Annotated in this window: 11 protein-coding genes; 4 read left to right on the top strand and 7 right to left on the bottom strand. The window is 49.6% G+C overall.

Annotated elements, in window-relative coordinates; translation table 11 throughout:
* Positions 1-15: 15 nt before the first annotated feature.
* The 5 genes from IEV89_RS16460 to IEV89_RS16440 all read right to left on the bottom strand — a co-directional run bounded on the left by IEV89_RS16460 (position 16) and on the right by IEV89_RS16440 (position 3,328).
* Complete coding sequence (locus IEV89_RS16460) at positions 16-201, bottom strand: YpfN family protein (protein ID WP_188474605.1); 186 nt, start codon at positions 199-201, stop codon at positions 16-18.
* A 10-nt stretch (positions 202-211) separates the two neighbouring features.
* Entirely contained in the window at positions 212-880 is a 669-nt protein-coding gene (locus tag IEV89_RS16455; protein ID WP_188474604.1) for a M15 family metallopeptidase, read from the bottom strand.
* Entirely contained in the window at positions 877-2,004 is a 1,128-nt protein-coding gene (dapE, locus tag IEV89_RS16450) for a succinyl-diaminopimelate desuccinylase (protein ID WP_188474603.1), read from the bottom strand. The genes IEV89_RS16455 and dapE overlap by 4 nt, the downstream gene beginning before the upstream one ends.
* Position 2,005: 1 nt before the next feature.
* Positions 2,006-2,389, bottom strand: a complete 384-nt coding sequence (locus IEV89_RS16445; RefSeq protein WP_188474602.1) for an ArsC family reductase — start codon at positions 2,387-2,389, stop codon at positions 2,006-2,008.
* A 465-nt stretch (positions 2,390-2,854) separates the two neighbouring features.
* Positions 2,855-3,328 carry a tetratricopeptide repeat protein gene (locus IEV89_RS16440; RefSeq protein ID WP_188474601.1) on the bottom strand — a complete coding sequence of 158 codons (474 nt, stop codon included), beginning with the start codon at positions 3,326-3,328 and terminating at the stop codon, positions 2,855-2,857.
* A 236-nt stretch (positions 3,329-3,564) separates the two neighbouring features.
* On the opposite strand from IEV89_RS16440, the gene ypfM reads away from it, so the two are divergent.
* Positions 3,565-3,657: a protein YpfM gene (ypfM, locus tag IEV89_RS22045; protein ID WP_194434410.1), complete on the top strand. Its 93-nt coding sequence runs from the start codon at positions 3,565-3,567 to the stop codon at positions 3,655-3,657.
* 303 nt (positions 3,658-3,960) lie between these two features.
* On the opposite strand, the gene acrD is transcribed toward ypfM, so the two are convergent.
* Positions 3,961-7,119, bottom strand: a complete 3,159-nt coding sequence (acrD, locus tag IEV89_RS16430) for a multidrug efflux RND transporter permease AcrD (protein WP_188474600.1) — start codon at positions 7,117-7,119, stop codon at positions 3,961-3,963.
* Positions 7,120-7,508: 389 nt separating this feature from the next.
* Here acrD and IEV89_RS16425 point away from each other — a divergent pair, with 389 nt between their 5' ends.
* Together IEV89_RS16425 and nudK are read left to right on the top strand one after the other, a co-directional pair.
* Positions 7,509-7,793, top strand: coding sequence for a winged helix-turn-helix domain-containing protein (locus tag IEV89_RS16425; protein WP_188474599.1), 285 nt, complete (start codon positions 7,509-7,511; stop codon positions 7,791-7,793).
* Between the two features lie 110 nt (positions 7,794-7,903).
* Entirely contained in the window at positions 7,904-8,479 is a 576-nt protein-coding gene (gene nudK, locus IEV89_RS16420) for a GDP-mannose pyrophosphatase NudK (protein ID WP_188474598.1), read from the top strand.
* A 93-nt stretch (positions 8,480-8,572) separates the two neighbouring features.
* On the opposite strand, the gene IEV89_RS16415 is transcribed toward nudK, so the two are convergent.
* The gene (locus tag IEV89_RS16415; RefSeq protein ID WP_188474597.1) at positions 8,573-9,751 is read right to left on the bottom strand and encodes a hypothetical protein; all 1,179 of its coding nucleotides are present in this window, start codon (positions 9,749-9,751) and stop codon (positions 8,573-8,575) included.
* 213 nt (positions 9,752-9,964) lie between these two features.
* Between IEV89_RS16415 and IEV89_RS16410 the strand changes: the two genes are divergently transcribed.
* A complete protein-coding gene (locus tag IEV89_RS16410; RefSeq protein ID WP_229746505.1) occupies positions 9,965-11,032 on the top strand; it encodes a DUF1176 domain-containing protein in 1,068 nt (355 codons plus the stop codon).
* Positions 11,033-11,035 lie beyond the last annotated feature (3 nt).

Genomic DNA, 11,035 nt, shown 5'->3' with positions numbered 1-11,035 from the left:
CCTTTGTGGCTGGCGTTACTTCTTCTTCGGCCAGTCATCATCTTCGTCCCATTCGGCATTATTATCGCGATGCGGCGGGACTTCAGGTTTGTCGTTCAGGTATTTCTTAACATCAACGCGGCTCAGTTCTTTGACACCGCTGATAATGATCCCGGCCAGAATGATCAGAATGATCCACCAATAATCTTTAATCCACTCCATGGCTGACTCCTTAATTAATTGCGATAAAACGCGGGAAGATCGTTGCCAGATGGGCGACTACCCAGTCGGCACCTGCAACATCTTTTCCTTGCCATGAATTGATAAGAACCTCCGGGGTGAGCTGCGCTGCGCACAGTTCTGCCAGAGGACGATAACTCAAGTGCCAGGGTTCGACGGCGACACCGCCTCGGTCCACGGCAAAGGGCCGGTAAAAACAGAACTCTGTCATATTAGCCGTAATCCACTGATTCAGCGCAGCGAAATAACCATCGGTTTCATATTCCCATGGTTCCAACTGAAGTTTACTGCCCGCCGGTAGCAAGGTCGGATCATAGATATCCAGATCGCTGCCCCAGTGGTGGCGGCTGGCACCTGGCAAGGCTGACCAGCGCAAGATCAGCTCACACCGCGCCGAAACCGGGAGCGCACTGACCTCAACCGGTTGACTCTGCTGATCTAATACTGGCCGCTCACCGCGAAATTTGCCATTCCAGATGGCCTGTTGCCGATCAAAATCACGAAAGGTACTGGCGGGCTGTAAATCAAACCCCGCTGCGCGCGCGGCCTGCTGCATGTTGCTAAAGGCCTCTGCCGCTTGTTGTTGCAAACGATGCGGGCTGCCATGTAATTTCACCAGATGTGCGTCTGAGCGGCCGGTTAGCATTTCGTCGGTGATCATGCGACTAACTGTTCCATGATGCGCTGATACATGCGGCTGAGGACCTGTAAATCGGCAGCATGAACGCACTCATTTATTTTGTGAATAGTGGCATTGACTGGCCCCAGTTCCACCACCTGTGCGCCCATCAGTGCGATAAAACGCCCGTCAGAGGTGCCACCGGTAGTTTGTAGCTCAGGTGTGATTTCGCTGTAATGGCGCACCGCGTTAACCACCGCGTCGACCAGTTCACCGCGTGACGTCAGGAACGGTTGTCCGGATACCACCCAGCTTAACGTGTATTGCAGATTATGCCGGTCAAGCAGTTCGGCCACGCGCTGTTTGATTAGGTTGTCGGTTAACTCAGTGCTGAAGCGGAAATTGAACTGGACATACAATTCGCCTGGGATCACGTTATTGCTGCCGGTACCGGCGTTGATGTTGGCAATCTGCATGCTGGTCGGCGGAAAGAACTCATTGCCCCGATCCCACTCGGTTGCCACCAGTTCATTTAGGGCTGGCATCGCGCGATGTACTGGGTTGTCCGCCAGATGCGGATAGGCGACATGGCCCTGAACGCCATGAACATGAAGATTGGCTGTCATGGAGCCACGGCGTCCATTTTTGACGATATCGCCGACGCGGCTGGTGCTGGAAGGTTCACCGACCAGACAGAAGTCCAGTCGTTCGCGGCGTTCCATCAATGTATTAACCACTTTCACCGTACCATTGACTGCGCTGGCTTCTTCATCAGAGGTGATAAGAAATGCTAAGCGCCCTTTGTGGTTTGGGTTATGTGCAACAAAACGTTCTGCAGCGACCACCATGGCGGCCAGAGAACCTTTCATATCTGCTGCCCCGCGGCCGTATAACATCCCGTCGCGCAGTGCCGGTTCGAACGGGCCAGTAACCCACAGTTTATGGTCGCCGGTCGGCACCACGTCGGTATGTCCGGCAAAAGCCAGTGTTTTCCCTTCACCCCGCGTGGCCCAGAAGTTCAGGGTATCGCCAAAATTCATCGGCTCAATATGAAAGCCGATAGCTTTTAACCGGGCGATTAAGATCTCCTGGCAGCCTGCGTCATCAGGGCTAAGGGAAGGACGGCGGATTAACTGTTGTGCTAAATCGAGAACCGGGCAACTCATGTTACTTAATCTCCGCGAGGAATTGCTGATAGCTTTCAGGCTTGAAACCCAAGAGAGACTTGCCGCTGGCGGCGAGTAGCAAAGGGCGTTTAATGATGGCCGGATGCTCCAGCATCAGGTTTTTGGCCGCCGCCTGATTATCGCAGGCGGTACGTATTGTCTCATCGAGCTTGCGCCAGGTGGTGCCTTTCGTGTTGAGCATCGCCTCCCAGCCCTGTTGGTCGATAAGTTGCTGCAAGAGCGCGTCATCCAGGCCGTCGGCCCGGTAATCATGGAAGCGATAGCCCGTACCGTTCTCGTCCAGCCAGCGGCGGGCTTTTTTGACGGTGTCGCAATTTTTGATGCCATAAAGGGTGAAGGGAACCGCTGAGGATATCTCTGCCATGGAAAATGTTACCTGTGATCATCATGTATCGCCGGGCTAGTTTGACTGCCCAATGTTATTAACAATAATGCGGGAAAAGTGACACAGGGTCCAGACAGAGAAGGAGGGAAAACGCGAGTAACCTGTGTAGGTTCAACTGTTCAGTCGCGATCGCAAAAATGCTGTTTCAATCAGGAGGCTCTTAGAAGTGCCGAAGGTCATGCCAAACAGTCATTCTGTATCATTCATTCCCTGATCCGTTTCTTTGGGAAACAGGGCAGTCAGATGAGATGAAATGATTCTAACGGTTAATTTATTGCGGAATCAATTCATTGGCGCAGCGCCAGTCAGCCTTTGTTTAGCATGAAAATAATCATAGGTATTATTTGAAATAGGGACTGTACAGTTTTACTAATCAATTTGGTGGCCGGGCAAGTAGGAAATTCACAATCTATAGCCGTGATAAATAAGAAACTATGACGTCTTTTATTCAATGCGATCGAGGTCATCACAATAATAAGCAATGACTTTTTTATAACGATTTATTTCCTGCGGTGCACTGTTTTCCGTCATCAATAATAATAATTGCGATATCGCTTGTTTGGCATGGCCTAGATTATAAAGCGTCATGGTACGGAACACGCGTATATCATTGGCCTCGGGGAAATGGCGCAACCCTTCATCGAAGGCATCCAGCGACTCCTGATAGCGCCCCAGCGCGCGGTACGTACTGCCAAGGCCAAGATAAGCATCGCGTAAATCCTGGCCGCAAAGATGGTGTTTTATGGCCGCCAAATAGAAAGGAATGGCCTGTTGTTCCAGCCCGAGAATGTCGTACAAAGAGGCCACTTTGTAAAGTAGCTGCGGGTTCTGCGTTTTCGAAGACAGCATGTTCAGCGCGTTTTGCAGAGCATCTTCATAACGGCCTTGACGGCTCAGTTTCTCAATGGTTTGTAGCATATACACTGACCTTACTTTTTCTTTTTAGCTGGAAGCAGGAATGATTAAAGAAATGCTGCTTAATTGCCGATAATAACTAAAGTCAAATAAAATAGCGCGTCATGGACGGCAGGGCAATAACTCCCAGATTTTTAGGATTAGTGCTAACATTTTGATTTGGCTGATTACCGGTTTTCCAACTGTGATCTCGATTAAAATATCGATAATTAGAATTGGTATGGTTAAATTTTCGCTGTATGATTGCCTTCGTTAAATTTAAGGGGAGTATTATGCTCGAGCAAGAGTTAGGTAACTGGAAAGACTTTATCGATGCCATGCTGCGCGGTTAAACGTCCAGAGGCTTAGAAAGATAAAGAGTATTCAATATTGCGTTTATTGTGTCCGTTGTCATTGTCTTATTTAGTTTTTTATTAATATGGCACCCGTGGGAACCCATATAAACATCCTTATCCTAGAGTCACATACGCAGTAATATAAAAATTTATGTCAAGATGATACAAAGCGAAACGCTTATTACAACGCAGTTTAATGTTCCGTTTTACATAACGCGGCACAGAAATTGCGGTTTAAATGACAGTAACTAAAAAGGCGCTAACCAAAATTAGCGCCTTTTTTATCGATCTTTTTCGTCTTTATTTATGCGGATCCTTCAGGGTTTCGACGCTATCACCCATCAGCGGTGTCACCGAGTTTTTTGCCGGGAAGCGGCGTCGCACCAGTACAAAGAACAGTGGAACGAAGAATATCGCCAGTACAGTAGCGGAAATCATCCCACCAATAACACCGGTCCCCACGGCGTGCTGACTGGCTGAGCCTGCGCCCTGGCTGGTTGCCATCGGCAGTACGCCGAAAATAAAGGCCAGTGATGTCATCAGGATAGGGCGTAAACGCTGGCGTGATGCCTCGAGTGTGGCTTCCATCAATGTCTTGCCTTTCAGGTTGAGATCATTGGCAAATTCGACGATCAGAATAGCGTTTTTTGCCGACAGTCCGATGATGGTCAACATGCCGACCTGGAAGTAAACGTCATTTTCCAGTCCGCGCAGCCAGGTAGCGATCAGCGCGCCGACCACGCCAAGTGGGACGACCATCATCACCGAGAAGGGAATTGACCAGCTTTCATACAGCGCCGCCAGGCACAGGAAGACCACCAGCAGGGAAATGGCATAGAGCGCCGGAGCCTGTGCACCGGATAAGCGTTCCTGATAGGAGAGGCCAGTCCATTCCAGGCCAAAACCGCTCGGCAGTTTAGCGACCAGCTTCTCCATGTCATCCATTGCTGTACCGCTGCTGACGCCTACGGCAGCTTCCCCCACAATTTCTAACGACGAGTAACCGTTATAACGCTCAAGACGTGGCGACCCGGTTTGCCAATGAGAAGTTGTGAATGCTGAGAAGGGAACCATGGTCCCTGCGGTATTACGCACAAACCATTTGTTCACGTCATCAGGCATCATGCGGAACGGGGCTTGCGCCTGTACATAAACTTTTTTCACCCGACCACGGTCAACAAAGTCGTTTACATAAGTCGAACCCCATGCAGTACTGAGCGTACTATTTATATTCGTGATCGAGACGCCGAGTGCCTGTGCTTTGGTTTGATCGATGTCGATCTGCAACTGTGGGCTGTCGTCCAGACCGTTATGGCGAACACGGCTCAAATTGCTGTCTTTAGCAGCCATTTCCAGCAACTGATCGCGTGCTGCCATCAGCGCGTCATGGCCTTTACCGGCATGATCTTGCAATTCCATATCGAAACCGGCTGAAGTCCCCAGACCATTGATCGCCGGTGGGCCGCTGGCAATAACCCGCGCTTCATTAATGTGCTTAAATTCTTTGGTTGCCCGTTCGATGATATCAAACACCGAGTTTTTACCTGAGGTGCGTGAGTCCCAGTCTGTCAGCCTGATAAAAAGCCTGGCAACGTTCTGACCGTTACCACCAGGACCAGCACCCAGCGTGGAGAATACTGAGACAACGTCTTTTTTCTCATCCGTCAGGAAGTAGTGTTCGATTTTCTCGACCACTTTCTGCGTTTGTTGCAGGGTGGAACCCGGTGGCAACTGGACCTGTACCGTCAAAACGCCCCGATCTTCCTGCGGCAGAAAAGAGGTCGGCAATTTGACGAACAGGAAAGCCAGGATACCCAGGATCAGCAGATAGCCCAACATGTAGCGGATACTGTGCTTAAGAACGCTGCCGACGCCTCTTTCATAACGATTTGCGTTGCGGTCAAACATGCGGTTAAACCAGCCGAAGAAACCGGTTTTACCGTGGTGATGCCCTTGGGCGATAGGTTTTAATAACGTAGAACACAGGGCTGGAGTCAACGTCAGGGCCACAAACACGGAAAGCACCATAGCGGCAACAATGGTGATTGAAAATTGTCGGTAAATGGCACCAGTCGTCCCGCCAAAGAAGGCCATCGGAATAAATACCGCCGACAACACCATAGTGATACCGACCAACGCACTCTGAATTTGACCCATCGATTTACGCGTGGCTTCTCTGGGGCTGAGTCCCTCTTCGCTCATCACACGTTCGACATTCTCCACCACTACGATGGCGTCATCCACCAGCAGTCCGATGGCGAGTACCATGGCAAACATCGTCAGGGTGTTAATCGTGTAACCGAACTGATGCAGCACCACAAAAGTACCGAGCAACACCACTGGCACGGCGATCGTCGGGATAAGCGTGGCACGGAAGTTTTGCAGGAACAGGTACATCACCAGGAATACCAGCACGATCGCTTCAAACAGCGTTTTAACCACGTCGGTGATGGCCGCTTTAACGAAAGGAGTGGTTTCGTAGGCAATGCGGGTTTCCAGACCGTGTGGGAAATATTGCTCCAGTTCGCTAAGCCGTGCGCGAACCAGTTTATCGGTTTCCAGCTCATTGGCGCCGGAAGCCAGTTGTACCCCCATTCCAGAGGCTGCTTGCCCGTTGTAACGACTCAAAATGCTGTAGTCTTCAGCACCCAATCCAATAACCGAAACATCACCGAGCTTTACCTGCGAACCATCCTGATTCACCCGCAGGGTAATATCGCGGAACTGTTGGGGTGTTTGCAGCATAGACTGGGCGTTAACGGTGGCATTCAGCGCCTGAAAATCAACGGACGGCGCACCGCCCAATTGACCGACGGCGACCTGGCTGTTCTGCTCCTGAATTGCCGAGACCACATCGCTGGTTGTCAGTTGGTAGTTATTGAGTTTGTTAGGATCGAGCCAGATTCGCATAGCATATTGCGAGCCGTAGGCGGTAATACTGCCTACCCCGTCGATGCGGCTTAGTGGATCTTGAATATTGGAGGCTACATAGTCAGCAATATCCTGCTTATCCATACTGCCGTCCGTTGAGACGAACGCGACGGTCATCAGGTTGGTATCACCGGTTTTCGACACGGTCACGCCCTGGGTTTGTACCGCTTGTGGCAAACGTTTGAGAGCCTGTTGCAGCTGATTTTGCACCTGTTGCAACGCTTCGTTCGGGTCAGTGCCTGCCACAAAACTCAGGGTTATCTGAGATTTACCGTTGCTGCTACTCTGCGAGGACATGTACATCAGGTTATCCAACCCGGTCATGTTCTGCTCAATAATTTGAGTGACGGTATTTTCCAGCGTCTGGGCTGAAGCGCCAGGATAAGTTGCTGTAATGCGTACGTTTGGCGGAGCCAGATCGGGATATTGCTCAATAGGTAAAGAGTGAATAGCCAGCACACCGGACAAGGAGATGATGATCGCCAAAACCCAGGCAAAAATGGGGCGATCAATGAAAAAGTTGGCCATGTGTCAAAAACCTCGTTATCACTCGAATAGAGTGGCAAACATCAGTAAATAAACAGAATTCCTGTCACCGACTCTGTGACTTGAATTATTTAGGGTATAAACGCTGGAAGGAGAGATTCCTCGCTGCGCCGATGTCTTCGCATCGAAAAAGAGTTCCGCAAGCCAAAGTGATGCTACATCAAGCTTGATATGGTGCCACAACATTGTGCATTAGCACTTTACCTGCAGGTCAGGAATAAAACGTGGAGAAATAAAGGAGATAATGTAAAAAAGAACCTAACTAACACATTACCCTACCGGAAAAGTACTGACTATCAGGCTACTATTTGACCAGCGGGTCATGAAGCAAAACAATAATGCGATTAAAAATTAGAGCAAAGGAGCTATTCATGGGGCTGAATTCGGTATTTGCCCGCCGGTTGTATATATGCTGGTTATTGAAAAATGAACAGCGGCCAAACGTACCCAAATTAATGGTGCTTACCGGTTGGCCAAGACGGACCTTGCAGGACGTTTTGAAGGCGTTGCCAGGTATGGGCGTTGAGCTGGAATTCATTCAGCAAGGTGTCCGCAATAATGACGGGTATTATCAGCTTATCGACTGGGGTCCACTGGACGCGAAGTGGATTGATCTCAATCGCGAGCAGATCCTCAACACCATTACGCAGGGATAACCTACGTCGCCATACCGCAGGATAAAACAGAATATTTACATTGTTATGCTTTATGGAAGGGACCTATTATGACGGGCTTCTCTCATCCACCTTTTGAGCGGGGACGCAGTATGTCATCGAAGATTGAAAACATAAAAAACCAGCTACTTTCTGATAACTGGTATGTTCTGCGCAAATACACCTATGATTTGATCAAACGAAACGGTGAGCGACAGCCCCAGGTTCGTGAAGTCTACGACCGTGGCAATGGTGCGACCATTTTACTTTATAACCGCAGTAAAAAAACCGTCCTGCTGATAAATCAATTCCGCATGCCGACGTATGTCAACGGCAATACCAGCGGTATGCTCCTGGAGACCTGCGCCGGCCTGCTGGATAACGACTCGCCAGAAGATTGCATTCGTAAAGAAGCCATTGAAGAAACCGGTTATGCGATCAGTAAGGTGAAAAAACTGTTTGAGGCTTACATGTCTCCTGGCAGTGTTACTGAAGTCGTGCATTTCTTTGCCGCCGAATATGACGACTCTCAACGTGTAACTGCTGGTGGGGGTATCGATGATGAAGACATCGAAGTCCTTGAGCTGCCTTTTATTTTGGCCCTTGAGATGATACGAGACGGCCGCATCAAAGATGGCAAAACCATCATGCTGTTACATTACGCACAAATTCAGGGCTGGATGGCATAAAGCATCTGGCAGAAATTCTCCATGGGTATAAAAAAGGGCCAATGGCCCTTTTTCGATATCAAATGCCATTGTATAGGGCCCACTGTGGCCGTATTAATCCCCTTTCGGTAATTTCAGCATCAATCTGCCGGTATGCCCTGTCATGGCAGACCAGGGCAATATTGACCAGTCGGGGCTTTCGCATGTGCGCATAACACGCGGGAATGTAGGTCCGAAATAGATCCCTTTCGCTGTAAAGTACCAGGTAGGAAAGTGCCAGATTTGAGCGTCGGAGTAATCACAGTCATCGTCGCTATCCTCGCTAGGTTTGACCATCTCCTGCGGATGGGCGAGCGTCATCTGTTTTACCAGCCAAAGGGCAAAAAACTTTTCACGATAGGCTGCGAAGGTATCGAAATCGACATCAGGGTTTCCAGCCGATGTACGATCTTCAGTCTCGACATAGTGCAGGGGTTTACCTTCGCCGACCCAAAGCACATCTTCGAGTGTTAATGGCTCAGCCGATTTAGCATCGAGATTGATCGGCATTTCGCCGAAATCAGGATGAGCACCGCCGCAGTCATAGTGGGTAAAAATACTGATACTTACCACATCCGCACTCAGGAAGGTTGGGGTCACAGTCTGGCTGTACTCGCCCTGACCAAACCGGCTGGCACTTAGCATACAGGCATGCCAGCTAACGACTTCTTGCCAGAGGCGGGCGCGAAGTTTTTGATTGATGGCTGCGCGTTTTTTCTCCGGGTAGCCCGCAACAATCTCGAACAAGGAAATGTGCGATTGGGGTTCAGTCCACCATTGCAGGGTATATCCCATGAACGCCTGACTTTTCCCTTCCACCAGACTCAGACCCGATAAGCGTAGATATTCGTAAGGTTCACTGTGCACCAGTGATCCGGGATAACTTTGCTCAGGAGGATCAGGTAACACTGCCGGCGTCAGCACCAGTGGTAGCGATTTACCCGCCGTGTCAGTCCAGGTTCCCTGCCAGTTTCCCTGCTCATCATGATCCAGCGTCAGCGTCGGACGGGGCGTATCATCGAAGTCATCGGCTCCTTCATTCAGACTCAATTCGTTATCCTTCAGCGTCCCGTTGAGCGGTAAGTCCAGACGGTACTTTTGATAAAAATAGCGGCCAGTAACTTCATCGGGTTTATTCAGATCCAGTTCCATCACAATGTTGGATTTGCCCAACGTGCCTGTGAATACTGAAAGTGGCTCTTCGGCAAAAGCAGATAATGAAAAAAGTGCCAGCGATACTATCCAAAACTTCATCCGTTTCTCCTGAAAAAGGCGTTTTATTATTTTGGTGATTTTTTATACTTTCGAGGTAAAGAGGAGCCGATACAAGATACCAGTCTAGCGGCAGCCTTAATGTGTCATTGCCTATTTTTTTGTTGGGGATTTGATTATTGTGCAATTTATGCCATTGGCTTCATCCGCATACGCTATCATCAAGACGATAAATTCGAAAATGAGTTGAACGTGATGATATCTAATTGGCTAACCGCCCCACTATTTTTGCTGATGTGCCTGCTGGCCTTAAATGTGCAGGCCGAACCGATGCAGGCTATCCACAATGACTGGCAGGTGAGTTGCGACAACCTGAATAATTGTTCCACGCGCAATTCGCAGGATGGCCAGGATCTGGTGTTGAACATCACCCGAGCAGCCGGTGCAGAAGGTCACTCATCAGTTAACATTGAGTATCAGCGCAATGGTGACGAACAAAGCATCGGGCAACCTATCGTGAATCGTTTACAACTTGATGGCAAAACGTTGACGTTTAATCATCGAGAATGGGATGTCAGTAAAAGACAACTTTCCACCACCAATCGTTTGGTGGTTAATGAGTTCATCAACATTATTCGCGAAGGAAAAGCGATTCAGTTGGGTGGGAAATCGGTGTCATCCCAAACTGCGCATCCCACGATCTCGCTGAAAGGACTTAAAGCTGCATTGCTTGCGATTGATGCCCAGCAAGGGCGGGTTGGCACAAAATCTGCATGGGTCAGCCGGGGTTCTAAACCTCAGAGTGCAGTTCCTGCTGCTCCGGGAGCACCGGTTAAACCGCGCTTTAGCGAGCCACATCCTCTGAGTGACAGCGAAATTTCTGGTATAACCCAAAACGCCGCCGCCACCATCAATAACAATGATTGCAGCCTTGAACCTTCGGAGCGGGAAGTGCATCTGTTTGCGCTGAGCAATGACAAAGCGCTGATGACAGTCAATTGTGATATGGGCGCCTATAACCTGTTTGTGCTTGGTTTTACCGTTTCGCGTCAGGCGCCTTATAAAACGGAAGATTTGGTGTTGAACATGCCTTTCAAGCTGGGGGAGGGCGAACAGTCCCCGGAGCTCATTAATGCTGATTTCGACCAGAAAAACGGCGAACTTTCAACCTTTGATAAAGGGCGTGGAATTGGCGACTGCGGCGTTTCTTCTCGCTGGATTTATGATGGCAGGCAGTTCCAGCTGATTTCATTTGCTTCGGAACCTAGCTGCGATGGCTACAATAGCAGCGGCGAATGGCCGGTGCTATGGAGAACGCAATAGTAC

This window comes from Hafnia psychrotolerans (genome assembly GCF_014639435.1).
In the GTDB taxonomy this organism is placed as follows: domain Bacteria; phylum Pseudomonadota; class Gammaproteobacteria; order Enterobacterales; family Enterobacteriaceae; genus Ewingella; species Ewingella psychrotolerans.
The sequence above is the reverse complement of the archived record's forward strand: the minus strand, read 5'-3'. Positions and strand labels throughout refer to the sequence as shown.